A 24,796-nucleotide genomic window follows, 5' to 3' on the forward strand; every position below is an offset into this window, starting at 1 on the left:
CCGCCTGGAGCGCACGCTCCGCAGACCGGAGAAACCATGGACATAGCTACGCAACCCGCACAGCCGAAACTGCCACCGTCGACACCCCGCGCCTCCCGCGCGCGACGCGGCACGGGCCGTGCCGGCGACCGGATCTTCCTGGGCCTGTCCCGGGGATCCGGCATCACCCTGCTCGTGATCATGGCCGCCATCGCGGCCTTCCTCACCTATCGGACGGTGCTCGCGCTCTCCGAGAACGAGGGGAACTTCCTCACTACCTCCGAGTGGAACCCGGCCGCCAACCCGCCCGTGTTCGGCATCGCCGTGCTCGCGTTCGGCACGGTCGTCAGCTCGGTCATCGCGATGGTCATCGCCGTCCCGGTCGCCATCGGCATCGCGCTGTTCATCTCGCACTACGCCCCGCGCAAGCTGGCCGGGCCGCTCGGCTACCTCGTCGACCTGCTGGCCGCCGTACCGAGCATCATCTACGGCCTCTGGGGCGCGGTCTTCCTGGTCCCGTACCTGGGCGGCCTGAACGAGTGGCTCGACCAGTTCCTCGGCTGGACGTACATCTTCGAGAGGACCTCCGAAGGTGTGGCCCGGAACATCTTCACGGTCGGCATCCTGCTGGCCATCATGATCCTGCCGATCATCACGAACGTCACGCGCGAGGTCTTCCTCCAGTCGCCCAAGGCGCACGAGGAGGCCGCTCTGGCCCTCGGCGCCACGCGCTGGGAAGTGATCCGCATCGCGGTCCTGCCCTTCGGCCGCTCCGGCATCATCAGCGCCTCGATGCTCGGCCTCGGCCGCGCCCTCGGCGAGACGATGGCCGTCGCCGTCGTCCTCTCCCCGAGCTTCGTGATCTCCGGCCACCTGCTGGACCCGGGCGGCGGCACGTTCGCACAGAACATCGCCGCCAAGTTCAACGAGGCGGACGAATTCGGCCGTGACGCGCTCATCGCCTCCGGCCTCGTCCTCTTCCTCATCACCCTGTTGGTCAACGGCGCCGCCCGCCTCATCATCGCGCGCCGCAAGGAGTACTCGGGGGCCAACGCATGAGCCAGCTCGTAGAGGACCGGCGGCCCGCCCCCGCCCTCCCCCAGACCTCCCTGGCCCACGCCCGGCTGCCCCGCTGGGCGCCGGCCGCCATCGCTCTCGCCTCCGTCGCCCTCGCGTCGGGCATCGGCCTGGCAGCGGGCTGGCAGAGCAAGATCCAGTGGGGCATGATCGCCGCCCTGCTCTTCGTGACCGCCAGCTACGCGATCACCAGCAAGGTCGAAGGCCGCCGCCAGGCGAAGGACCGCGTCGCCACCAGCCTCGTGTGGGTCTGCTTCGCCCTGGCCATCGTGCCGCTGCTGTCGCTGGCCTGGATCACGGTGGGCAAGGGCGTCAAGGTCCTCGACCCGTACTTCTTGACCCACTCGATGGGCGGCCTGCTCGACGTCGAAGCGGGCGGCGGCATCTACCACGCCCTGCTCGGCACCCTGGAGCAGGTCGGCATCGCGACGCTCATCGCCGCGCCGATCGGCATGCTGACCGCCATCTACCTCGTCGAGTACGGCCGTGGCAAGCTCGCCAAGGCGGTCACCTTCTTCGTCGACGTCATGACGGGCATCCCGTCGATCGTCGCGGGCCTGTTCATCCTCGCCACGTGGAATCTGATGCTGGGCTTCGGGCCCTCCGGATTCGCGGGCGCCATGGCGCTGGCGATCCTGATGATGCCGGTCGTCGTCCGCTCCACCGAGGAGATGCTCAAGCTCGTCCCGAACGAACTCCGCGAGGCGTCCCTCGCCCTCGGAGTCCCGAAGTGGCGCACTATCCTGAAGGTGGTCATTCCGACGGCCATCGGCGGAATCACCACCGGCGTGATGCTCGCCGTCGCCCGCATCACGGGTGAGACCGCCCCGGTGCTGCTGCTTGTCTTCGGTACGAAGCTGATCAACCCGAACCCCTTCGAAGGCGCCCAGTCGTCGCTCCCGCTCTACGTGTACGAGCAGTACATCGTGGGCACCGACGCCTCGATGGACCGGGCATGGGCAGCAGCGCTCGTCCTGATCGCCTTCGTCATGATCCTCAACCTGGTGGCCCGCGGCATCGCCCGCTGGAAGGCCCCGAAGACCGGTCGCTGACGCGACTCGTACGAAAGCGAAGTGACCCCCTCATGGCCAAGCGAATCGACGTCAGCGGCCTCTCCGCCTTCTACGGCACCCACAAGGCCATCGATGACATCTCGATGACCGTGGAACCGCGCTCCGTGACCGCCTTCATCGGCCCCTCCGGCTGCGGCAAGTCCACCTTCCTGCGCACCCTCAACCGCATGCACGAGGTCACCCCCGGCGGCCGCGTCGAGGGCAAGGTCCTCCTGGACGACGAGAACCTGTACGCCCCCGGAGTGGACCCGGTCGCGGTCCGCCGCACCGTCGGCATGGTCTTCCAGCGCCCGAACCCCTTCCCCACCATGTCGATCTTCGACAACGTGGCGGCCGGCCTGCGCCTGAACGGCAACTTCAAGAAGTCCGAGCTCGGCGAGATCGTCGAGAAGTCACTCAAGGGCGCCAACCTCTGGAACGAGGTCAAGGACCGCCTCAACAAGCCGGGATCCGGCCTCTCCGGCGGCCAGCAGCAACGTCTCTGCATCGCCCGCGCCATCGCGGTCGAGCCGCAGGTCCTGCTGATGGACGAGCCCTGCTCGGCCCTCGACCCGATCTCCACCCTCGCGATCGAGGACCTGATCGGCGAGCTCAAGGAGCGCTTCACGATCGTCATCGTGACGCACAACATGCAGCAGGCGGCCCGCGTCTCGGATCGCACCGCCTTCTTCAACCTCTCCGCGGTCGGCCAGCCCGGCAAGCTGATCGAGCTCGACGACACGGACCGGATCTTCTCCAATCCGTCCGTGCAGGCGACCGAGGACTACATCTCGGGCCGCTTCGGCTAAGCCGCCCGGCGGCCTCACAGAACGTCCTGCGGTGCTGCATGGCGGTGCCACCGCAAGGCGAACGAAGAAAAGGGCCGGCTCCCCCTGGGTGGGGGGAGCTGGCCCTCTTTCGCCTGTCAGCCGTCACACATCACACATCAGCCGCCGGCGTCAGACGTCAGGCGCAGACGTCGCACGGCAGAGGTCAGACGAAGGCCAGATTCACGATCCAGAAGCTGACCGCGGCGACCAGGGCCGCGGCCGGCATCGTGATGAACCAGCCCAGGATGATGTTCTTGGCGACACCCCAGCGGACCGCGTTCACCCGCTTGGTCGCGCCCACGCCCATGATCGCCGAGGTGATCACGTGGGTGGTGGAGATCGGCGCGTGGAAGAGGAACGCCGAGCCGAACATGATCGAGGCACCGGTGGTCTCGGCCGCGAAGCCCTGCGGCGGGTCCAGCTCGATGATCTTGCGGCCGAGCGTACGCATGATGCGCCAGCCGCCCGCGTACGTACCCAGCGACAGCATCACGGCGCACGCGACCTTGACCCAGATCGGGATCGCCGCGTCGGCCGACTGCACATCCGCGATGACCAGCGCCATCACGACGATGCCCATCGTCTTCTGCGCGTCCTGGAGGCCGTGGCCGAGCGCCATGCCGGCCGCGGACACCGTCTGCGCGATGCGGAAACCGCGCTTCGCCTTGTGCGGGTTGGCCCGGCGGAACATCCACAGGATGACCACCATCACCAGGTAGCCGGCCACCAGGCCGACGACCGGCGAGATGAACATGGGGATGACGACCTTGTCGACCACGCCGTCCCAGAGAACCTCGATGCCGCCCGCGAGCGCCGCGCCCACCATGCCGCCGAACAGCGCGTGCGAGGAGGACGAGGGCAGGCCGAAGTACCAGGTGATCAGGTTCCATACGATCGCGCCGACCAGGGCCGCGAACAGGATCCACATGCCCCTGTTGCCGTGGGGCGTCTCGATCAGGCCCTTGCTGACCGTCTTGGCGACCCCGCTGCCCAGAAAGGCACCGGCGAGGTTCATCACCGCGGCCATCGCGAGCGCGGCACGCGGCGTCAGCGCACGGGTCGAGACGGAGGTCGCGATCGCGTTCGCGGAGTCGTGAAAACCATTCGTATACGTAAAGCCGAGCGCGACAGCGATGGTCACGACCAGAGCGAAGGTGTCCACGAGGTTCAGGACTCCTTGACCGCGATGGTCTCCACCGTGTTCGCGACGTGCTCGAACGCGTCGGCCGCCTCTTCGAGCACGTCGACGATCTGCTTGAGCTTCAGCACCTCGATGGCGTCGTACTTGCCGTTGAAGAGCTGCGCGAGCAGTTTGCGGTGGATCTGGTCGGCCTGGTTCTCAAGGCGGTTGACCTCGATCCAGTACTCGGTGAGGTTCTCCATCGTCCGCAGGTGCGGCATGGCCTCGGCGGTCAGCTCGGCGGCCCGGGCCAGCACCTCGATCTGCTGCTCGACGCCCTTGGGGAGCTCCTCCACGTTGTAGAGGACGACCAGGTCGACCGCCTCTTCCATGAAGTCCATGATGTCGTCGAGACACGAGGCGAGGTTGTAGATGTCCTCGCGGTCGAACGGCGTGATGAAGGAGGAGTTCAGCTGGTGGAAGATCGCGTGGGTCGCGTCGTCCCCCGCGTGCTCCGCCGCCCGCATCCGCTCCGCGATCTCGGCCCGGGCGGACATGTCCGCTCCGAGCAGTTCCATCAGGAGCTTCGAGCCCGTGACGATGTTGTCCGCGGATGCGGCGAACATGTCGTAGAAGCTCGTCTCCCTGGGGGTCAGACGAAATCGCACGTGAGGTCCTCGGGGTGCATTGGATTCGGTCAGGCTGATGCTAGGCGCATCCCCCGGCCACGGCTAACCGGCGGTTCCCCAGTGTCCTCCATCAGGCAGAGTGAGGACCACGGGCCCCTGTCCCTTCGGCCGGGGCCCGGTATCCTATACCCAAGAGGGGTATGTCCCCCCTCGTTCCGGACACGGGAGGACGTATGACGACCATCGAGGCGGAGGGCTCCGGAGCCGACGCGGGGACGGCCCCGGTCCACGGCTACCACCACCAGAAGGACGAGCACCTCAAGCGGCTGCGCCGGATCGAGGGCCAGATCCGCGGCCTTCAGCGGCTCGTCGACGAGGACGTGTACTGCATCGACATACTCACCCAGGTCTCGGCGAGCACCAAGGCGCTGCAGTCCTTCGCGCTCCAGCTGCTGGAGGAACACCTGCGCCACTGCGTGGCCGACGCGGCAGTCAAGGGCGGAACCGAAATCGACGCGAAGGTCGAGGAGGCCACCAAGGCCATCGCCCGCCTCCTGCGCACCTGAGGCCCCGGCCCGCCCCGCCGCCGCCTGGCCGCTCCGGCCTCACAGGGGAACCACCCCGCAGGAGCGGGGGAAGTCCGGGGGGCGGGGGTCCGGGGCGGAGCCCGTTGAAACGGCGGGTCAGCCGCGGATCACGAGCCGAGGCCCAGCAGGACCTCGTCGATCCGGTCCAGGCTCATCCGCTCCTCATCGGCCGCGGACGCCGCGATGATCAGCTCACCGCACAGTTCGATCTCGGCGAGAGCCACGTGGTCCTGCACCGTCGTACCGCCTGCGGGAGTCACGCGTGTCACCTCAATCTGCCGTCATGGCAATCGGTCAGGTCAGCGGTCGCCGCCGGCGCTCCGCTGCTCAGCGTAGGGAGCCCGCACCGCACCGCGCATGACACGGATGGACCATTTCCGGCTACCCGGCATGGCCCGATCGCGCCGCTACTCGGCGATCTTCCCGGCGTAAATGTCCCCACTCGGGGGCAATACGACGGTCACCGGCGACCCGAACCCGTACAGCAGCGTGGTCGACGAGACATCGATCACGCCATTGTTGACATACGTGAACCGGTGGCGGACCTTCCGCAGGCGCCCCTCCTCGTCCAGGTAGGCGTCGAACGGCACGGTGTCCGTGCTGAACCCTTTCGCCGCCGCCTCCAGTGCCCCCTTCACCTCCGGCGAGGCGCTCCGCGCGGCCCGCCCGATGTCCGTGGTCCCCCGGTAGTGCCGCACCTTGGTGCCCGCCACCTCGGTCTCCCCGACGTACGTCACCTCCTGCGCGCCCCGCAGCAGCTCGGCCGCGGCCAGCGGGTCGGTGGCGCCGCCCGTCACCAGGTTTCCGTCGGCGAGCGTCGTCGTGTCGATCCGCACCCACTTGTCGGCGGGGACGCCCGCGCCCCGGTTCTTCATGTAGAGCGCACCGGGGGCGAGCAGTTCGGTGATCGGCCGGTGCCCCGGCTTGCCGGTCACATCGGCGGGGAGCATCACCAGCAGCTGGCCCAGCCGGTTCTTGAAGTCGACCCCGCCTTCGCCGCGGATCGTGACCCTGGTCCCGCCCGCGGCCATCTCCATGGACGTACGGGCCTGGGCGCTGCCCGTCGTGACCAGTGCGTCGGCGGCTCCGCGGACCGCCGCCGCCGCGTCCGCCGGGGGCCGGTCGTCGCTGCCGCCGGCGCCTGAGCACCCGCTCATCGCCGCCAGCGTCAGGGTGACGCCGACGGCGAGCACCGCCTCGCCCGCACGCCCGCGCCGCCGCCTGAGCTGGTGCACCACCATCGCCTGCCAACCCCCAACGCATAACCGCTGCTTGCCCGAGGCCCCCACCCGCTCCGGTTAACGAGGTCCGAGGTCTCCCGTCACGGGCCCCGGCCTTCCCCGCCCCGTGCCCGACCCGGGTACCGTGAAGGAGTGGAACCGCACACCGAAGCGACCCTGGTCCCTCCGCTTGCCTCTCTGCCGCTCCCGCGGCCCGTCTCGGGGCCCGTGGAACCGCCGCAGCCACCCGATGGCCACACCACCACCACCGCCGACCGCGGATCGTTCTGCCTGGCCGTCTGCACCTGTGGCTGGGCCGGCCCGGCCCGCCGCTCCCGCGACCTCGCCCGCAGGGACGCCACCCGGCACTCCACGGCGTAGCCCGGGGACAGCGGCAGGCGTGGATCCGCCGGATCCCGTCGAAGCGAGGCAGGTTCGGCGGACGGCCGTGGCGCCCGCGGCGCCGAGCGCGGTGAACCGTGACGCCCCGGTCCCGCCCGGCGGCGGTGCGCCTCTGCTTCGGGGCGGCGGGCCTGTGCCTGATGGCGGCCGCGCTGCTCGCCGTATGGGAGTCGTACGCGCATGCGTGAGCCCGCGTACGGACGCGTACGCGGGCTCAGGTGCGGGGCCGTGGAGACGGCGGGCCGCCCGCAGGACTCGCGCCAGGCGCTCACCGGGCGGGTGCGGGACTCAGGCGGCGAGGTCGCTCTCGGGCGTACGCCGCCCGGCCGGCGGGGTGTTGGCCTGCGCCAGGCCGACCGGCACGGCCAGGCGCCGGCTCTTGGCGCGGACGAGCCGCCCGAGCCGCGGCGAGCCGGCCACCGCCCGGACCAGCGGGGTCAGCAGCGCCATCGCGAGCGGCGCGAGGACCAGGACGACGGCGGTTCCGAGCGCGAGACCGCCGACGACGTCCGTGGGGTAGTGGACGCCCATGTACACGCGGCAGGCGCCCTCGGCGAGGGCGAGCGCGATCCCGGCGAGCCCGAACTTCCGGTTGGCGATGAACAGGCCGACGCCCAGGGCCATCGCGAGGGTGGCGTGGTCGCTGACGAAGGAGAAGTCGCTCTTCGCGAAGCCCGTACCGAGGCCGGTGTCGAGGACTTGCAATCCCTCGTGCTGCCGGAACGGGCGCGGCCGCCCGACGAGTTCACGCAGCGGCACGTTCACGAGGAGGGCCAGGCCGGCCGCGAGCGGGGCCCACGCCAGCGCGGCGAACGCCTCGACGGCCGTGTCCTCGTCCTGGCGGCGGGCGCTGCGCCAGCACCAGAGGACCAGGAGCACCAGGGCCAGCAGGATCCCGTACTCACCGGCCAGGGTCACGGCCCGGTCGAACCAGCCCGGGGCCTGCCGGGCCAGTCCGTTGATCTCGTACAGCAGGCCGACATCCACATTCGGCCCACCGGTCGTGAGTCCAGCCATGGCGATGCGGCCCCTTGCTCTTGCCGTGGTTCCCCTGCGGACGCACGACGATGTGCGTCCCTTGGCCCCCCACTTGATCAAGCTCCGTATCCATGGAACGCCCGTTCTGGCAAGTACGTTCCACTCTCCACCGAATGATCACTCCAACGTTATCGAAGAGTGACTCGTCGTCGCAGCTCAGGGCCTTGGCTTCACGGAGAGTTGCTACGGGGTCCGACCAGGCGCCGACCGCTCCGGAAGAGCCTCCGCGCCATCCTTGGTCACGCGCGTCGCACCGAAGTAGTCGGGTGTGTCGATCTTGTCGAATCGAATCACGGCTCCCGTGTACGGAGCGTTGATCATGTAGCCGCCGCCGACGTAGAGACCGACGTGCCGGATCTCCCGAGAGTTCGTCAGATCGTCGGAGAAGAAGACGAGATCACCCGGGAGCAGCTGATCCCGCGAAGGATGGGAACCGGCGTTGTACTGGTCGTTCGCCACGCGCGGCAGCTGGATCCCCACCGTCTCGTACGCGGCCTTGGTCAGCCCCGAGCAGTCGAACCGCCCGTCCTGGTCGGGCGTTCCGTTGCCACCCCACAGGTACGGCGTGCCCAGCTGCTTCTGCGCGAAGTAGATGGCCCCGGCGGCCTGTTGTGAGGGCGCGACCCGCCCGACCGGCCGGGCGAAGCTCTTGGCCAGCGTCGTGATCGTCTTCACATAGCCCTGGGTCTCCTTGTACGGCGGCACCCCGCCGTACTTGATGACCGCGTAAGCCCCCGCGTTGTAGGCGGCCAGCATGTTGTGCGTCGCGTCCCCGGGCACGCTCGCCACGTCCTGGGCCAGCTCGCAGTCGTACGAGGCCGCCGAGGGGATCGCGTCGTTGGGGTCCCAGATGTCCCGGTCCCCGTCCCGGTCCCCGTCGATGCCGTGGCCGGCCCAGGTACCCGGAATGAACTGCGCGATACCGCGCGCGTCGGCCGGACTGACGGCGCTCGGGTTCCAGCCGCTCTCCGAATACAACTGGGCGGCGAGCAGAGCCGGGTTGATGGCCGGGCAGAGGTTCCCCCACTTCTCCACCAGCGCCTGGTACTTCGCGGGCACCGCGCCCTTCACGAGCCCCACCGCGCCCCCGCCCGCCCCCGTACCGGCCCCCACGAGGCCCGCCGCGGCGGAGTACGTCCCCACGACGAGCAGCACCAGGAAGCTCAAGCACAACCCGATCCCGATCCCGCCGGCCATCCAGAATCTGCGCACCCGCCAACCCTCCCCCATCGCCGTCGCTTTCCGCCGCGATTCGCCCGTGTCGCCTGTCGTACTAGCCCACTTGCTACCCCACGGCCCCCCGCGGCCCGCTACACCACCCCGTGACCGGCACGGGCGATGCCCGCGTACGTCCTCCCGGACTATCCTCGACGCGAGGGAAGACAACCGTCCAGTCCCCCCGGGCGTCGGCGCCCGGAAAGCGCGCCGGAAAGCGCGCCGGAAAGCGCGGGCGGGAAGCGCGGGCGGGAAGTCATCCGGGAAGTCGGCTCCGTGGGACTCCGTGTAGTCGCCGGAGCCTCAGCCCCCCGCCGCCGCGCCGTCCCCGTACGGCAGCGCCCGGTGCCGCGACGAGTTGCCGCCCCGGCGCGCCGAGAAGGACGTTCCGCGGCGTGAGGTCCCGTTGCGTCACCCCGTACGCCCGCCCGCACGCTTCCCGCGCCCCTCCGCGGCGGCGCGCGCCCGTACCCGCGCGTCCGTGAGCGGTTGCGTCGGCCCGAGCCGGCCGTACGACTCGCCCCGCGCAGGCCGGGGTTGGCGACGGGCCGGGCCGGGGGAGGGGCGGCTACCTCGGGGCGACGAAGAGGCTCTGCGCGCTCCGCCCGATGGGCCCCTTCTCGTCGTGCAGCCGCGCGTCGGCGAGCCCGATGCCGGCGGCGTCCACGCTCGTACGGGCTTCCACGCAGACCCACTCACCCACCGGGTGGCGGTGCAGGTGGACCGTGAGGTCACCGTTGATGAAGACGAAGCGGCCGAAGTCCATCACCGAGCTGATCCCGTTGCCCGAATCGGCGGCGATCAGCGCCCGGTCCAGCGGCACGGTGTCCTCACCCACGATGAGCGGGACCTTCATCCGCATCCAGCAGGCGCCCGGACCCAGCTCGACGAACGCGCCCTCGGTGAACCGGGTTTCCATGGCCGAGTGGTATCCGGTCTCCCACGGCACCGGGAAGAACGGCGTCACGCCCACCTCCCCCGGCGGCGGCAGCTGCGGCCCCGGGACCACGCCCGGCACCGGCTCTTCGGCCACCCGGATCCGCAGGGCCCGCGCCAGCATCACCGGAGCGCCCGCGCTCCCGCCGGGGCCCGCGCCGACCGGGGCGAGGGCGGCCTCGACCAGCTCGGTGCCGCGGCCGGCCCGGAGCACGCTCGTGGTGATCTCCAGCGCGCCGATCGGCACCGGGCGCAGGATCTCGTAGGTGATCCGGGCGATCCGCATGTCCGCCCGCGCCCCCGGCCGTTCCTCGACGGCGCGACCGAGCAGCGCGGCCGGCGGCCCGGCGTGCTGCGAGGCCGGGTCCCACGGCCCACGCGTGTACTCCGTGGCGAGGAACCGCCCAGCATCGACCCGCTCGAAGAACCCCTCGGCAGCACCCATGCCCAGCACGCTACCGAGAGGTAACCGCGCGGGCCAGCCCCGGACCCGCTCTGCCCGACCGGCCAAAGGACCTCTCAACGGCCACATCACCAGCCGGAGCAACGGCTGATCAACAGCAGTCAACGGCCATCAGCGGGCATCAATAGCTGCCATGGACACCAACGGGTATCAGCGGGTATCAGCGGGTATCAACGGGCGAACCCCAACCCCACCCCCAACCCCACCAGCACCGACCCGATGGCCCGGTTCAGCGCCTTCTGCGCCTTCAGCATCCGGTCGCGCAGCCGGGGAGTGGAGAAGAACAGCGCCACCGCCCCGAACCAGCCCAGGTGCGCCACCGACATGAACAGCCCGTACCCCGCCTGCTGCCACACCGGGGTCTCCGGCCCGACCACCTGTGTAAAGGTCGACACGACGAACAACGTGGTCTTCGGGTTGAGCACATTGGTCAGGAACCCGGAGCGCATCGCCCCGAGCCGGGTCAGCTGCGGCTTCGACTCCAGATCCACGACGACCTCGGTCCGCGCCCGGAAGGTACGGATCCCGATCCACACCAGGTACGCCGCACCCGCCAGCTTGATCACCGTGAACAGAGTGGTGGACGAGGCGATCAGCAAGCCCACGCCGAGCATCGTGTACGAGACGTGGACCAGCACACCGGCCGCGACCCCGGCGGCGGCGAACATCCCCGTCGGCCGCCCGTAGAGATAGCTGTTGCGGACCACCATGGCGAAATCGGCGCCGGGACTGATCACGGCGAGAAGGGTGATGACGGCGACTGCGATCACTTCTGTCATACGGAGATGCTCACTGCCCCTGCCGCTCGGATCAACTCCGCTCAGGCGCCGGATACTTGACAGATGACCCCACTCTCCACCTCCTCCACCCCCTCCGTCCCCTCCCCGCTCTCCCTGCGCCCCTTCCGCCCGGCGGACGACGCGCCCCTCCTGCGTGAGTGGGTGACCACCCCCGCCGACGTGATCACCTGGGGCGGCTCCGCCTTCTCCTGGCCGCTGGACGACGAGCAGCTCGCCGCCTACGCCGCCGAACCCGGCCGCCACATCTGGACCGCCCTGTCCCCCGACGAACGCCCCGTCGGGCACGTATCGCTCCGCGGCACCCGCCTCGGCCGGGTGCTGATCGCTCCGGAGGCCCGCGGCCGGGGCCTCGGCGGAGCGCTGGTCTCCCTGGTGGTCGAGCGCGCCTTCGGCGAGCTGGGCCTGCGGGAGATCGACCTCGTCGTCTGGGCCCACAACACCGCGGCGCTCCGGGTCTACGAGAAGCTCGGCTTCCGCACGGAACAGGTCCTCGAGGACGTCGAGGTCGACGGCGCCCCCTGGTCCGCCCTGCAGATGCGGCTCGTCTCCCCCGAGGGGTGACAATGGACGACGTGTCCAACCCGTCTGCCGCCCTTCCCGTCCTCCGAGCCGACTGCGCGAACTGCTTCGCGCTCTGCTGTGTCGCCCTGCCCTTCGCCAAGTCCAGCGACTTCGCCGTGAACAAGCCCGCCGGAACCCCCTGCAAGAACCTCCAGCAGGACTTCCGCTGCGGCATCCACACCCGGCTGCGCGACAAGGGATTCCAGGGCTGCACCGTCTTCGACTGCTTCGGCGCGGGCCAGCAGGTGTCCCAGGTCACCTTCGGCGGCCGCGACTGGCGCACCCACTCCGGCACGGCCCGGCGGATGTTCGACGTCTTCCCGGTGATGCGGCAACTGCACGAACTGCTCTTCTACGTCACCCAGGCACTGGCGCTCCCGGACGCCGCCCCGGTCCACGCGGAGCTGCGGCGCGCTCTCGCGCAGACCGAGGAGTGGACCCGCGCGGACGCGCAGTCCCTCGCCGACCTGGACGTCGGAGCGCTCCGCCAGGAGGTCAACACCCTGCTCATGAAGACCAGCGAGCTCGTACGAGCCAAGGTGCCCGGCCGCAAGAAGAACCACCGCGGCGCCGACCTCATGGGGGCCCGCCTCTCGGGCGCGAACCTGCGCGGCGCGAACCTCCGCGGCGCCTACCTGATCGCCGCCGACCTCACCGGCGCCGACCTCCGCACGGCCGACCTGATCGGCGCGGACCTCCGCGACGCCAACCTCCGCGACGCGGACCTGCGCGACGCCGTCTTCCTCACCCAGCCCCAACTGAACGCGGCCCGCGGCAACCCCTCCACCCGCATCCCCCCAACCCTCACCCACCCCACCCACTGGTCCTGACCCACCCACCCCGACCCCACCTGCCCCGCCAGGGGCACCTCCCGGCGGCAGCGAGGGAAGTCCGAGGCCGCCCCCAGCCCCGGCCACCTCCAGCCTCGCCAGGGGGCACCTCCCAGCGGTAGCTGGGGGAGTTTGAGGCGCGTGGGCGCGGGGCGGAGCCCCGGAACTCCCAGCCCCGCCAGGGGACAGCCCCAGCGACCGCCGGCGAAGTCCGAGGCACACCCCCCAGCCCCGCCACCTCCAGCCCCGCGAGGGGGCACCTCCCGGCGGTAGCTGGGGGAGCTTGAGGCGCGGGGTCTGGGGCGGAGCCCCAGGCAGCCCGGGCGCAGCCCGGGGCCGCTCGCGCAGCGGCGCCGCACCGGCCCGCCCGCGGCAGCGGCGCCGCACCGGCCCGCCCGCGGCCGGGATCACACCCGCGCCAAAAACCCCCGCACGGCGGCGACAAACCCCTCCGGGTCCCCCACCCGCACCGCATGCCCCGCCGGCAGCTCGACCAACCGCACCCCCGCCCTCCGCACCGTCATCTCCCGCGCCTGCTCCGCCGACAGAACCCGGCTCCGGTCCCCCCGCACCAGCAGCGTCGGCCTCCGCACCGCCAGCCAGTCCCCCCAGTGGTCCCCGTTCAGCCCCCGCTGGGACTCCACCATGTCCTCGGCCTGGAACTCGGTCCCCCACCCGTCCGGATACTCCCGCAGGGAACCCGCCACGAACGGCGCCGAGCTGCCCACTCCCGCCAGGAACCCGGCCCGGGTGGCGGCCCGCCGCGGCCACTCCCGCGCGAACGACAGGTCGTCGTCGACCACCGCCCCGATGTCTTCGACGACCACCGCCCGCACCAGATCCGGCCGCCGCGCCGCGAGCTGATACGCATTGACCCCGCCCAGCGCATGCCCCAGCACCACCGCGGGTCCAAGCCCCAGGTGCTCCAGGAGGCCCGCCGCATCCGCCACGTACCCGTCCCGCGTGTACTCCCCGGCCCGGTCGGACTCCCCGTGCCCGCGCTGGTCGAGGGCGATCACCCGCCACGCCGGTCCCACCTCCCGGGCCAGCCGCTCGAAGCTCCGACCGTTCTGGAAGTGCCCGTGCAGGGCGAGCAGCGGCGCGCCCGGTCCGCCGAAGTCCGTATACGCGAGCCGCCGCCCGTCCGGCGCCCGGAACACCCCTGGAAGCGGCCCCAGCTTGTCGATGACCCGCTGGCGCAGCAGCTGGTACTCCTCCCAGCGCCTCGGCAGCCGCCCGCCCGGCCGCTTGCCCATCCTCCGGCCCGGTGTGACCGTCTGGCCGCGCCGGAACTGCTCCCGGGTCAGGTCGATCCGTATGCCCCCGGGCAGCACGTTCCAGCAGTGGAAGCCCTGCTGCTCCCCGTCCAGCCAGACCTCGCCGACCATCAGCTCGCCGCCCGCTATGTCCTGGACGACCAAGGACGTGATGTCACAGTGCCCCCAGGCCGGATTGTCGGCCGTCCAGGGCGCCCGCTCGACGTCGTCGGGCGAGCAGGTCTCGGCCGACCATCCTGCCCGGATGGCCGCCTCGATGTCGGCGAGAGTCCACGGAGTCGTCATACCGCAAGCCTGCCGCAGCCCACTGACAACGCAGCGGCCGAGCGGCCGGTGCGGGCTGAGCCCCTTCCCCACCCCCGCGAGTCGCGCAGACCGCGCAGACCGCGCAGACCGCACCCAGCCAGGCCAGGCCCTATGCCTAATACCGGTCCAGGACGTGCGCGTGCGGCAGTGCCAGCCCCAGCGTCCCGCCCCCCGGAAACCAGCGCCCGAACAACCCCTCGTACCCCTCCGCCACCACCAGTCCCTGGACCACCGCGTCCGCCACCGACCAGTGCCCGAGCAGCAGCCGTACGAGCATGCCGTCATCCGGCACCAGCGCCCCGCCCGCCAGCTCCCCCAACGCCTCGGGCCCGTACGCATACCCGTCCGCCCTGCGCCGCAGCTCCGGCTCCAGCTCCCGTACGAGCTCCTTCCGCCGCAGGATCCGCGCCATCATCCCGCCGCCCACCGGGAACCGCTGCCGGTACCCGCACCCCCACGCCCGCGCGATCCGCCCGACGAGGCTGTCGGCAGGCTCCCGTACGGTGAACTCCGCCACCCGCAGTTCCCAGCACCGCGCCGCCAGCTCGGCCAGCAGCCGACGTACGCCTGCCGCGTCGCGCGCCCCCATCTCGTGGACCACCAGCGTGCGCACGCTGTCTCCGAAGGACCGCCCCTTCAGCAGGGCGTAGCCGATCACGTCCCCCGCCGCACCCTCCAGGACCAGCAGCTGCGACCCGGGCTTCCACATCTCCTGCGGCACCCGCCCGTCCCAGTCCGCCTCCCGCACCCGGCTCCAGGGCCGCTGCGCGTGCACGGCATTGAAGATGCGCACGACCTCGGGCAGATCCCCGTCCGTCCCGGCCCGCACCCGCCCCGGTCCCGGCGGGAAAGCGCCGGCCCCTTCCGCTTCCCTCCCCGTTTCCTGCCCGGCTTCTCGCTCCATCCCCCGCTCGACCGCCCGTACGGGCACCACCAGCTCGCCCTCCCCCAGCGCGGTCACGAAGCCCCGTTGCTCGTACGCCCCCTCGATGGCCTCCGACACGAAGCAGACCGCCACCCGCTCGCGCATCCCGGCCACGGCAGCCTCCAGCAGCTGCCGCATGTGGCCGTGGCGTCGGAAGTCCGGCCGGGTCTCCACCCCGCCGATGCCCTCCGCGGCCACGGCGACCGCCCCGAACCGCTGCCGGAAGGCGGTGACTTCGAGCGAGCACACCGGCTCCGGATCACCCGGCCGCCGCATCAGGCAGTGCCGGACACCGCCGACGACCCGCTCCTCGTACGCCAGTCCCTGTGTCATGCGCGCCAGTGTGAGGGCGCCGGACGGGCGCCCGCCAGACGCCTGTGCGCCCCTCACGCAACGATGCGCCCCGGCCATTGCGTCTTCGTCACGAGCGGCCGCCGTGCACCGGGTGCCTGGTCGCCGACGTCGTCACCCCGGCCGGATCCGCTCCCCCCCCCGCTCACGCACGCCATCCACGTCCCGCGGCGCCGCCTTCCCCTCCGGCGCCGCCGTTCCGTCCGGCGCCGCCGTTCCGTCCGGCGCCGCGACCGGCTTGCGCTCCGGTCCCGGCGCCGGCGGGAACGGGACGGCCGTCACGGCTTGACGACAGCCGCCCAGCCCAGAGTGCAGCTCAGCGTCAGCGTGCACGAGTTCTCGTAGATCTCGCCCGCCGGTGTGAGCACCTTGATGTAGACGCGGTCGGTGACCTTGATGGACACTCCGCACCCGTACTTCGGATAGCCCGGCGTCCCGTACCGGGTCAGGTCCACCCAGCGGTAGCCACCGGTCGGCGTGGTCCGGACACCGACGTACGTCCTGCCCTTCCTCAGCGCCGCGCTGTACTCGGCGAGCAGCGCCGCGGGCCCGGGCGCCGGGGCCGTGTCGATGTCCACGCACGGCCCGGGGGGGCCGGCCGGACCCCGGGCGCCCTTGGAACCCTTCGAGCCGCGGCCCCCCAGGCACGCGGCGGCGGGTGCCGACTTCATCGTCTTCGGCGTGGCCTTCATCGACTTCGGCGTGGCCTTCATCGACTTCTTGTCGACCGCCCTGCTCGTCACACAGTCGCTGCCCGTCGCGGGCGCCGCCACCACCGTGTCCGCCCCCGGGGCCGCCGCCGTCGCCGGGGCCGACATACCCATGAGCGCGAGCGCCAGCGGCACTGCGAGACCACTGGCCAGCCACGCGCGCCGACCCGCCATCATTGCGGAACCCATCCGTCCACTCCTTGCGTCGTCGTACCGAACGACGTGGAGCATCACCCGCAACCCGGCGCACTGATGGAACGACTGACGGAATGTCGGACAAATGTCAGCGGGTCGGCCCAACGACACGCGGCCCCACTGCGCCGAACGGCGGCCCCGCGCCCCACCCCCCGTACGCCGAGACAGCAGTCATTGCCCGGCGTCACCCGCCGTGATACACAGAGTGACCATACGTTCGTTCGCATCCACACCGCCCGGGCCCAGGCCAGGGCGCGCGAACCGGGCGCGGGCCGGGATATCGGGTAAAGAGAGCCGTCAAGTCGACGACGGCGGCGGTTTCATCAGCGAAGATAGTGCGTGACCCCTGCCGTCGGGCACGGGCTACCGGAACTACCCATACAGGGGCGGTGAGTTACATGATCCTGGCAGCCGAAAAGGGCGATATCACCACCATCATCGGCGGAATCGCCCCGAACTGGGGCCCGTTCGGCAGTCTCGGCAATGAAGCGAAGGTCATGATCGAAGTGGTCATGGCCGTGGCCATCCTCCTCTGCCTCGGCATCGCCATCTGGGGCGCGGCCAAGCAGCGCATCGGCGCGACGGCCCTGCGCGACACGTTCAGCGCGGAACAGGGCAAGGGCCTGATCGTGGCCGGACTGACCGGCGTCTTCATCATCGGCTCCCTCGGCACGCTGTTCACGATCGTCTACGGAATGGCCGTCTAGCCGATCCCCCGCAGCCGCATCTGATGAGGACTCACCACACCGCACCAACGCGGGAACCAGCGCTACCGTCGGACGACGCGGAGGGGGCGGACACGGAATGAGCAACGACGACCAGTACGGCGGCAGCGCCGGCGGCGGCTACGGCGAGGTCGGCGGCACGGGCCAGACCCGTACCCGCCTCCCCGACACCGCCGCCGACCCGTACGGCCCCACCCGCCGCACCCCCCGCGCCTCCCGCGGCCTGGTCACGGTGGTCGGCGTGGTGGTCCTCCTGGTCGCCGCGATCGCCTTCGCCAACCAGGGCCCCGACACCCCCTCGGACCCCACCTCGGACAAACCCCCGGCGGCCTCCTCCACCGCGGCGTCGGGCGTCGCCCCGGTGGACGCCAAAAACGGCACCATCCCCAAGGGCTTCGCCCACGACGAACAGGGCGCCCAATCGGCGGCCGCCAACTACGCGGTGATCCTCGGCTCCGACGGCATGTTCAAGAAGAACTCCCGGCACGCCATCGTGGACGGGGTGTACACGCCCGAGGCGGCGGCCCGGTTGAAGGGCCCGCAGGACGCGGCGTACTCCACGGCCTTCCTCGCCAAGCTCGGCCTGGACGCGAACGGCAATCCTCCGCAGGGCAGCACCTTCGTCACCCGCACCATCCCGGTCGGCACGCGAGTCGAGAGCTACACTCCCGCCGGCGCGAAGATCGCCGTCTGGTCCACGGGCCTGATCGGCATGTCCGGCGAGAAGTCCACCGACCCCGTACGGACCACCTGGAAAACCTGGATCTTCGAGCTGGCCTGGTCCGGCGAGGACTGGAGAGTCACCGCGGACACCCAGCAGGACGGCCCCGCTCCGGTACCCGGCGACGCCGCCGTGTCGTCCGCGGACGACATCAGCAAGGCCACCAAGGAGTTCGGAGGGTTCACCTATGCCCGCTAGCCTCCGGCTGCGGACGGGCGTCGTCGTCTCCGTCCAGCTGGCCGTCCTGGCACTGGCGTCCCGCGCCTACGCCGCGCCCACGCCGACCCCCACACCCACCCCGGCGGCAACCCCCTCGGCCCCGGCCGACAACAAGGAATGCGACCTCCTCATCGGGTCGGCCAAGGACTACTGCCTCAAGGGTGAAGGCGCCACCACCGGCGGAGCCTCCCGCCCCGGCCTCTCCCCCACCGACCCCGCCGACGCCCTCAACCCCCTCGCCTCCCTCGCCCGCGGCTGCGCCGACGCCGCCGCCTGGATCGTCGGCAAGCTCAGCGAAGCGGTCAACGGCAGCGCCAACGTCGACTTCACCAACCCCGCCTTCCTCAAGCAGTACTCCGTCGTCTTCGCCGCCTCCACCATCCTCACCCTCGTCCTCTGGCTCTTCGCCGTCGCCAAGCGAGCCGTCCGCGGCGTCCCCCTCACCACCGCCATGTCCGAAGCCATCGGCTTCCTCTGGCTCACCGTCCTCGCCTCCGCCTTCACCCCCCTCATCCTCTACACCGTCGTCTCCGCCACCGACGGCGTCACCGAGGTCATCGCCTCCGCCACCGGCGGCCAGACCGACGTCTTCTTCGGCTCCTTCTCCGAAGCCCTCAAGAAGGGCGACGAGATCGGCGGCGGCCCGATCATGCTGATCGTCGTCGCCCTCGTCACCGTCCTCGCCGCCGGCGTGCTCTACCTGGAGCTCTTCATCCGAGCCGCCCTCCTCTACGTCGGCGCCCTCCTCGGCGTCGTCGTCTACGCGGGGCTCGTCGACCGGAACCTCTGGGGCCACGTCCGCCGCTGGGCGGGCATCATGATCGCCGTCATCCTCGTGAAGCCGGTCATCGTCATCGTCCTCGGCCTCGCCGGAGCCCTGGCCGGCGAGAAGGGCCCCAACGCCTTCTCCGCCGTCGTCACCGGCCTCGCCATCATCCTCCTGGCGATCTTCGCGTCCGCGATGATCTACCGTTTCGTCCCCGGCTTCGGCGACGAGATCGTCTCCGCCCGCTCCAACCGCAGCAAGGCCACCGACGGCGCCCAGGCAGCCGCCGTCATCAGCTCCCCGGCCTCCCTCGTCTCGCAGGGCATCAAGACCCACAGCAGCCGCGGCGCCCACCGCGGAGGCGGTGACGGCGGCACCAGCGCGCCCCGCCCCGCCAATCCCCTCTCCGGAGGCGTGGCCGCCCACAGCAGCCGCTCCACCTCCGGCGGCGGGGCCGGCGGCGGATCTGTCCCCTCCGCCGCACCCCCGCCCCGCACGAGTTCGAGTACGAGGAACACAGGAGGTGACGGGCGTTGACGACCCAGTCCCACCAGCTCCACCCGGTCGCGCCCCGCCGCACGTATCTCATCGGCCGGGCCCGGCCGAACGCGATCGTCGGCAAGAACCGGGAGACCGGCGAAATCGCCCTGATCATCGCCGGGGCGTTCTTCGGCATGATGAGCGGACTGCTCGTCCCCGACCTCACCCTGCGCATCGTCAGCCTCGCCGGCTTCCCCATGCTCGCCCTCGCCGCCGTGTACGTCCCGTACCGGGGCCGCACCTTCTACCGGTGGTTCGAGATCAACCGCAGCTACAAGCGGACCCTGCGGCGCGGTACGACGTACCGCTCGGGAGCCATGGAAGCCGGCGTCCGCGCCTCTGACGGCCGCGAGGTCGAGGTCGGCCCGCCCCCGGGAATCGGCCGCATCAACTGGCTCGCCGCCCCCTTCGGCCCCGACGAGATCGCCGTACTGCTCCACGCGGACCGCAGGACCGTCACCGCCGCCATCGAGATCGAGGGCCCCGGCGTCGGCCTGCGCGACAGCGAGGACCAGGAGGCCCTCGTCGACCGCTTCGGCACCCTGCTCAAGCACGTGGCCAACGGCGACGGCTTCGTCACCCGCCTCCAGATGCTCGCCCGCACCCTCCCCGCCGACCCCGACGCGCACGCCAAGGACGTGGCCGTACGCGGCGACACCCAGGCCCCCGGCTGGCTGCGCGAGTCCTACGACCAGCTCCAGTCGATGGTGTCCACCTCCTCCGAGCAGCACCGCGCGTACCTCGTCGCCTGTATGCACTTCACGCGCGAACTCGCCGCCGAGGCCCACACCATCGCCCGCGCGAGCACCCCCCACAAGGGACGCAGACTCGACCGCGACACCGGCCTCGCCATCGTCATGGCCCGCGAACTCACCGACATCTGCGCCCGCCTCGCCGAGGCCGACATCCGCGTCCGCCAGCCGCTCGGCCAAGGCCGCCTCGCCTCCCTCGTGCACTCCATGTACGACCCCGACCACCCCATCGACCACATCCAGGCCATGACCAAGCGCAACGCCTGGCCGGCCGAGCTCGACGCGGTGGAGCCCACGTACCTCCAGGCCAAGACCCGCGAATCCTCCACCCGTGCCCCCTGGTGCCACGCCACCGCGTGGGTCAAGGAGTGGCCGATGACGCCCGTCGGCGTCAACTTCCTCGCCCCCTTGCTCGTTCACACTCCGGACGTGATCCGGACGGTCGCCGTCACCATGGATCTGGAGCCCACCGAGGTGGCCATCGAGCGGATGCTCACGGAGAAGACCAACGACGAGGCTGACGCCAGCCGCGCCGCCAAGATGAACCGGACCATCGACCCCCGGGACATCGCCGCCCACGGCCGACTCGACCAGAGGGGTGAAGATCTCGCGAGCGGTGCGGCGGGAGTCAACCTGGTCGGGTACATCACGGTGTCCTCGCGTTCACCGGAATCCCTCGCCCGCGACAAGCGGACGATCCGCGCCTCGGCCGGCAAGTCCTACCTGAAGCTGGAGTGGTGCGACCGCGAGCACCACCGCGCCTTCGTCAACACCTTGCCGTTCGCCACCGGCATCCGACGCTAGCTGGAGGGAAGTGCCGCCCATGCGAGATCCCATGACCGCGCTGACGGACGCCTTCACCAGCTTCCTCTTCGGTAAAGTCGAGACCACCCGACTGCCCGTCCGCACCTCCACCGGCCAAGCCCAGGCCGTGTACCTGCCCACCGCCGCCCCCGGACTCGGCGACTCCGGTGTGATCATCGGCCGTGAGGTCTACAGCGGCAAGGGCTACATCTACGATCCCTTCCAGCTGTACGGGCAGCAGCTCCCGGCACCTCACTGGCTGGTCCTCGGCGAGTCCGGCAACGGCAAGTCCGCCCTGGAGAAGACGTACGTACTACGCCAGCTCCGCTTCAAGGACCGCCAGGTCGTCGTCCTCGACGCCCAGGGCGAGGACGGCGTCGGCGAGTGGAACCTGATCGCCCAGCAGCTGGGAATAACCCCCATCCGCCTGGACCCGATCGCCGCCAACGACGACGGGATCCGCCTCAACCCGCTCGACCCGGCGATCACGACGACCGGGCAGCTCGCGCTGCTCCGGACCATCATCGAGGTCGCGATGGGCCACGGCCTCGACGAGCGCGCCGGCTTCGCCCTCAAGGTCGCCCACGCGTACGTGGTCGACACCATCCGCGACCGCCAGCCCGTCCTCACCGACATCGTCGAGCAACTGCGGCACCCGGAACCCCAGTCCGCCGAAGCGATGAATGTCGACATAGACGATGTACGGGCCTGGGGCCTCGACGTGGCCCTGGTCCTCGACCGCCTCGTCGACGGCGACCTGCGCGGCATGTTCGACGGCCCGACCACCGTCGGCATCGACCTCGACGCCCCGCTGATCGTCTTCGACCTCTCCCACATCGACCGCAACTCCATCGCCATGCCCATCCTCATGGCGATCGTCGGCGTCTGGCTGGAACACACCTGGATCCGGCCGGACCGCAAGAAGCGGATCTTCCTGGTCGAAGAGGCCTGGCACATCATCAACAGTCCCTTCGTCGCCCAGCTGTTCCAGCGCCTGCTGAAGTTCGGCCGCCGCCTCGGCCTGTCCTTCGTCGCCGTCGTCCACCACCTCTCCGACGTCGTCGACGGCGCGGCCGCGCGCGAAGCCGCCGCCATCCTCAAAATGGCCTCCACCCGCACCATCTACGCCCAGAAGGCCGACGAGGCCCGAGCCACGGGCCTCGTCCTCGGCCTCCCGCGATGGGCCGTCGAAATCATCCCCACCCTCACACCGGGCATCGCGGTCTGGGACGTCAACGGCAACGTCCAGGTGGTCAAACACCTGATCACCGAAGCCGAACGCCCCCTCGTCTACACCGACCGCGCCATGACCGAGGCCTCCGCCCCCGACCGCCTCCCCGACGACATGCTCGCCGCCGAACTGGAGGCCGAGGAACGCGCCCTGTCCATCGAACGCCGCCGCAACACCAGCGGTCCGGGTTCCGCGACCACGGTGGCCTGACCATGCACGACGCACGGCGTACGCAGAACACCTCGCGCGGGGGCATCCCGGACGGCCTGCTGGTCGCCCTGCTCGCCTTCCTGCTGGGCCTGGCCGTCCTGGTCTGGTCCGCGACGGGCCTCGCGGCCTGGTTCTCGAAGGGCGCCTGGCCCGGAACCGTGACCTTCACCCGGACCCCGGAGGCCGTCCGAGCCCTGATAGCGCAGCCGCGCGACGTCGCGGGCGCCTGGCCCGACACCGATCCCACGGCGCTGCCCGGGTGGGGCCTGTTCTGGGGCCTGTTCATCAGTCAGCTGCTGGTGATGTTCGTCCTGACGGTCTTCGCCATCGGCGTGATCGCCCGCACCAAGTCCCGCCGCGCCCTCGCCAGACAAGCCGCCCTGCAAGCCGTGGAGCATCCCCCGGCTCCCACCCCCACCCAGCCGCAGCCGCAGCCGCAGTCCCAGCCGCACTCCCCCTCCCACGCGTACGAGACCCCTCACTCGGCAGCGCCCACACCGGCCCAGCCGCACGTCCCCGCACCGGGAACCCCACCTATGCCGGCCCCCGTGTCCACCCCTGCGCCCGCCGCCGGGTTCGCCACCCACACGGCCGGCCCGGCCCAGGCCCCGGGCCCCACTCCCCCGACGGACGAGGCCTACCGCTACGGCTTCGGCTACGCACCGCCCGCAGCCCGCCGCCTCGTCTACGGCGGCCCGAACGACCGCTTGCGCGCCGCGGCACAACGCATCGGCGAGTCGGAGGGGCCGGCACTGATCCTGACCTCCTCGCCCACCCTCTGGGCCGAGACCAAGGACGCCCGCGCCAAACTCGGCCCGGTCCTCCTCTACGACCCCTCCCACCTCTGCGACACCCCGGCCCGCCTGCACTGGAACCCAGCCGAGGGCTGCGCCGACCGGGACACCGCCGCCGCCCGCGCGATCGCCCTGCTGGCCCCCGTACGCCCCCAGGCCCGCATGGACGCGGCCGTCGCCGACACCGCGGAAACGCTCCTGCGCAGCTGGCTCCAAGCCGCCGCCCTGGACGACCGCCCGTTCAAACAGCTCCACCGGTGGACCCAGGGAAACAACGCCCAGGACCCGGTGCGCGTCCTGCGCACCCACCCCCAGGCCGCCGCCGGCGCCGCCGGCGAACTGGAGAGCGCGCTCACCGCCCACCCCGAGCGCCGCGAACTCGCCCAGAACCTGACCGCCCGCGCCCTCTCCTGCCTCACCTCCATCCACATCCGCGAAGCCTGCAACCCGAACCGCGCGGATTCCCTCACCCTGGCTTCGTTCGTGGCGGAAGGGGGCAGCCTCTACGTAGTGGGCGAGCCCCTGGAAGATCCCCGTACCCACCCGGGTGCGATGCCGTTGCTGACCGCGCTCGCCTCGCACGTGGTCGAGCACGGCCGCCGCATGGCCGCACGGTCATCCCACGGCCGGCTCGACCCACCACTCTCGCTGATCCTGGACGACGTGGCCGCGGTCGCCCCGCTCCCCCAGCTCCCGGAGCTCCTGACCGACGAGACGCTCCCGCTCCTCGCCCTGTGCCGCAGCCGCGAACAGGCCCGCGCGCACTGGCCGCAGGCCGACCTCCCCTGACCGCTGCCCTCAGACGGGCCGCGGAAAGACGTACTCGATGTCCTTGGCCGAAGGATCCCCGGGCGTCGGCACGATCCGCCCGGTCGCCTCGAACCCGAACCGCCGGTAGAACGCGCCGGCCCGCGCGTTCTCCTCGTGCACGAAGAGCCGTACGCACTCCAGCGCCGGCTCCTCCACCGACCAGGCCCACTCCAACGCGGCCTCGAACAACGCCTCCGTCACCCCGGTCCCGCGCTGCCCGGGCCGCACGTACACCCCGACGGCATGGCCCTGGGCCCGCTCGATCAACTGGCCGAAGATGTCGGTGGTCCCACTCTCCTCGACCAGCACCATCACCGACCCGTCCCACCGCCCGTCGGACGCCTCCGCGACGAACTGCCGCGCCAGCCGGCCGTGCGAAGCGCCGGCCGCACGCCGCTGCCAGAACTCATCGGGATGCGCCTCGGCCTGCGCCACGCTCTCCAGGAAGGCGAGGGGCGCCGCCGGATCGTTCAGCGCGGCGATCCGCAGCTCCTTGACCTTCTCCCACTCGTCTCCCCGCACGGCCCGTATCACGTACTGGTTCATGGTCGAAGATCTTAGCCACGCGGGTGACCGGGCGAGTGCCCGGCGAGCGCCGGACTCCCGCCTACCGCTGACTCTGGTCCGGAACGCAGAAAAGCCCCGCACCATAAGGTGCGGGGCTTTCCCACAATAATCGTTCGGCGGCGTCCTACTCTCCCACAGGGTCCCCCCTGCAGTA

General features: G+C 71.1%; 25 protein-coding genes. 13 read left to right on the forward strand and 12 right to left on the reverse strand.

What is annotated here, in order from left to right; genetic code table 11:
* The first annotated feature begins 36 nt into the window (after window positions 1-36).
* The 3 genes from pstC to pstB are packed head-to-tail and all read left to right on the forward strand — an operon-like array spanning window position 37 to window position 2,917.
* Window positions 37-1,038 (forward strand): phosphate ABC transporter permease subunit PstC, encoded by a 1,002-nt coding sequence (gene pstC, locus ABZX75_RS09575; protein ID WP_355409564.1) that lies wholly within the window; start codon window positions 37-39, stop codon window positions 1,036-1,038.
* Entirely contained in the window at window positions 1,035-2,108 is a 1,074-nt protein-coding gene (pstA, locus tag ABZX75_RS09580; protein ID WP_355409565.1) for a phosphate ABC transporter permease PstA, read from the forward strand. Before pstC ends, pstA begins: the two co-directional genes overlap by 4 nt.
* A gap of 32 nt (window positions 2,109-2,140) precedes the next feature.
* Window positions 2,141-2,917, forward strand: a complete 777-nt coding sequence (pstB, locus tag ABZX75_RS09585; RefSeq protein ID WP_355409566.1) for a phosphate ABC transporter ATP-binding protein PstB — start codon at window positions 2,141-2,143, stop codon at window positions 2,915-2,917.
* A gap of 184 nt (window positions 2,918-3,101) precedes the next feature.
* Here the strand turns inward: pstB and ABZX75_RS09590 are convergent, their stop codons facing one another.
* Together ABZX75_RS09590 and ABZX75_RS09595 are read right to left on the reverse strand one after the other, a co-directional pair.
* Window positions 3,102-4,100: an inorganic phosphate transporter gene (locus ABZX75_RS09590; protein ID WP_355409567.1), complete on the reverse strand. Its 999-nt coding sequence runs from the start codon at window positions 4,098-4,100 to the stop codon at window positions 3,102-3,104.
* Between the two features lie 5 nt (window positions 4,101-4,105).
* Window positions 4,106-4,726: a DUF47 family protein gene (locus tag ABZX75_RS09595; RefSeq protein WP_355409568.1), complete on the reverse strand. Its 621-nt coding sequence runs from the start codon at window positions 4,724-4,726 to the stop codon at window positions 4,106-4,108.
* A 194-nt stretch (window positions 4,727-4,920) separates the two neighbouring features.
* On the opposite strand from ABZX75_RS09595, the gene ABZX75_RS09600 reads away from it, so the two are divergent.
* Complete coding sequence (locus ABZX75_RS09600; protein ID WP_355409569.1) at window positions 4,921-5,253, forward strand: metal-sensitive transcriptional regulator; 333 nt, start codon at window positions 4,921-4,923, stop codon at window positions 5,251-5,253.
* Between the two features lie 128 nt (window positions 5,254-5,381).
* Here the strand turns inward: ABZX75_RS09600 and ABZX75_RS09605 are convergent, their stop codons facing one another.
* Together ABZX75_RS09605 and ABZX75_RS09610 are read right to left on the reverse strand one after the other, a co-directional pair.
* On the reverse strand, window positions 5,382-5,534 hold the full coding sequence (locus tag ABZX75_RS09605; protein ID WP_355409610.1) for a hypothetical protein: 153 nt from the start codon (window positions 5,532-5,534) through the stop codon (window positions 5,382-5,384).
* A gap of 147 nt (window positions 5,535-5,681) precedes the next feature.
* Window positions 5,682-6,515, reverse strand: coding sequence for a hypothetical protein (locus tag ABZX75_RS09610; protein ID WP_355409570.1), 834 nt, complete (start codon window positions 6,513-6,515; stop codon window positions 5,682-5,684).
* Window positions 6,516-6,647: 132 nt separating this feature from the next.
* Between ABZX75_RS09610 and ABZX75_RS09615 the strand changes: the two genes are divergently transcribed.
* Entirely contained in the window at window positions 6,648-6,875 is a 228-nt protein-coding gene (locus ABZX75_RS09615; RefSeq protein ID WP_355409571.1) for a hypothetical protein, read from the forward strand.
* Between the two features lie 309 nt (window positions 6,876-7,184).
* Here ABZX75_RS09615 and ABZX75_RS09620 read toward each other — a convergent pair whose 3' ends face one another.
* From ABZX75_RS09620 to ABZX75_RS09635, 4 genes are all read right to left on the reverse strand, one after another.
* A complete protein-coding gene (locus ABZX75_RS09620) occupies window positions 7,185-7,913 on the reverse strand; it encodes a phosphatase PAP2 family protein (protein ID WP_355409572.1) in 729 nt (242 codons plus the stop codon).
* 204 nt (window positions 7,914-8,117) lie between these two features.
* Window positions 8,118-9,131: a bifunctional lytic transglycosylase/C40 family peptidase gene (locus ABZX75_RS09625; RefSeq protein ID WP_355409609.1), complete on the reverse strand. Its 1,014-nt coding sequence runs from the start codon at window positions 9,129-9,131 to the stop codon at window positions 8,118-8,120.
* Between the two features lie 586 nt (window positions 9,132-9,717).
* Entirely contained in the window at window positions 9,718-10,530 is an 813-nt protein-coding gene (locus ABZX75_RS09630) for a thioesterase family protein (RefSeq protein WP_355409573.1), read from the reverse strand.
* A 188-nt stretch (window positions 10,531-10,718) separates the two neighbouring features.
* Complete coding sequence (locus tag ABZX75_RS09635) at window positions 10,719-11,327, reverse strand: LysE family transporter (RefSeq protein ID WP_355409574.1); 609 nt, start codon at window positions 11,325-11,327, stop codon at window positions 10,719-10,721.
* A gap of 63 nt (window positions 11,328-11,390) precedes the next feature.
* Here ABZX75_RS09635 and ABZX75_RS09640 point away from each other — a divergent pair, with 63 nt between their 5' ends.
* Both ABZX75_RS09640 and ABZX75_RS09645 read left to right on the forward strand, forming a co-directional pair.
* Window positions 11,391-11,909 (forward strand): GNAT family protein, encoded by a 519-nt coding sequence (locus ABZX75_RS09640; protein ID WP_355409575.1) that lies wholly within the window; start codon window positions 11,391-11,393, stop codon window positions 11,907-11,909.
* Between the two features lie 11 nt (window positions 11,910-11,920).
* Window positions 11,921-12,739 (forward strand): pentapeptide repeat-containing protein, encoded by an 819-nt coding sequence (locus ABZX75_RS09645; protein WP_355409576.1) that lies wholly within the window; start codon window positions 11,921-11,923, stop codon window positions 12,737-12,739.
* Between the two features lie 407 nt (window positions 12,740-13,146).
* Here the strand turns inward: ABZX75_RS09645 and ABZX75_RS09650 are convergent, their stop codons facing one another.
* From ABZX75_RS09650 to ABZX75_RS09660, 3 genes are all read right to left on the reverse strand, one after another.
* Window positions 13,147-14,301, reverse strand: a complete 1,155-nt coding sequence (locus ABZX75_RS09650) for an alpha/beta hydrolase (RefSeq protein WP_355409577.1) — start codon at window positions 14,299-14,301, stop codon at window positions 13,147-13,149.
* 136 nt (window positions 14,302-14,437) lie between these two features.
* Window positions 14,438-15,580: a GNAT family N-acetyltransferase gene (locus ABZX75_RS09655; protein ID WP_355409578.1), complete on the reverse strand. Its 1,143-nt coding sequence runs from the start codon at window positions 15,578-15,580 to the stop codon at window positions 14,438-14,440.
* A gap of 296 nt (window positions 15,581-15,876) precedes the next feature.
* A complete protein-coding gene (locus tag ABZX75_RS09660; RefSeq protein WP_355409579.1) occupies window positions 15,877-16,497 on the reverse strand; it encodes a hypothetical protein in 621 nt (206 codons plus the stop codon).
* Between the two features lie 404 nt (window positions 16,498-16,901).
* On the opposite strand from ABZX75_RS09660, the gene ABZX75_RS09665 reads away from it, so the two are divergent.
* The 6 genes from ABZX75_RS09665 to ABZX75_RS09690 all read left to right on the forward strand — a co-directional run bounded on the left by ABZX75_RS09665 (window position 16,902) and on the right by ABZX75_RS09690 (window position 24,054).
* The gene (locus ABZX75_RS09665; protein WP_008742356.1) at window positions 16,902-17,210 is read left to right on the forward strand and encodes a hypothetical protein; all 309 of its coding nucleotides are present in this window, start codon (window positions 16,902-16,904) and stop codon (window positions 17,208-17,210) included.
* Window positions 17,211-17,307: 97 nt separating this feature from the next.
* Window positions 17,308-18,147, forward strand: coding sequence for a hypothetical protein (locus ABZX75_RS09670; RefSeq protein WP_355409580.1), 840 nt, complete (start codon window positions 17,308-17,310; stop codon window positions 18,145-18,147).
* On the forward strand, window positions 18,137-19,471 hold the full coding sequence (locus ABZX75_RS09675; protein ID WP_355409581.1) for a hypothetical protein: 1,335 nt from the start codon (window positions 18,137-18,139) through the stop codon (window positions 19,469-19,471). The genes ABZX75_RS09670 and ABZX75_RS09675 overlap by 11 nt, the downstream gene beginning before the upstream one ends.
* Window positions 19,468-21,030, forward strand: a complete 1,563-nt coding sequence (locus ABZX75_RS09680; RefSeq protein ID WP_355409582.1) for an SCO6880 family protein — start codon at window positions 19,468-19,470, stop codon at window positions 21,028-21,030. The genes ABZX75_RS09675 and ABZX75_RS09680 overlap by 4 nt, the downstream gene beginning before the upstream one ends.
* 19 nt (window positions 21,031-21,049) lie before the next feature.
* Entirely contained in the window at window positions 21,050-22,471 is a 1,422-nt protein-coding gene (locus ABZX75_RS09685; RefSeq protein ID WP_355409583.1) for an ATP-binding protein, read from the forward strand.
* A gap of 2 nt (window positions 22,472-22,473) precedes the next feature.
* The gene (locus tag ABZX75_RS09690) at window positions 22,474-24,054 is read left to right on the forward strand and encodes a type VI secretion protein (RefSeq protein WP_355409584.1); all 1,581 of its coding nucleotides are present in this window, start codon (window positions 22,474-22,476) and stop codon (window positions 24,052-24,054) included.
* A 9-nt stretch (window positions 24,055-24,063) separates the two neighbouring features.
* Here ABZX75_RS09690 and ABZX75_RS09695 read toward each other — a convergent pair whose 3' ends face one another.
* Entirely contained in the window at window positions 24,064-24,621 is a 558-nt protein-coding gene (locus ABZX75_RS09695) for a GNAT family N-acetyltransferase (RefSeq protein WP_355409585.1), read from the reverse strand.
* Window positions 24,622-24,796 lie beyond the last annotated feature (175 nt).

The sequence above is a fragment of the Streptomyces sp. NPDC003038 genome (assembly GCF_040611115.1).
Taxonomy (GTDB): Bacteria; Actinomycetota; Actinomycetes; order Streptomycetales; family Streptomycetaceae; genus Streptomyces.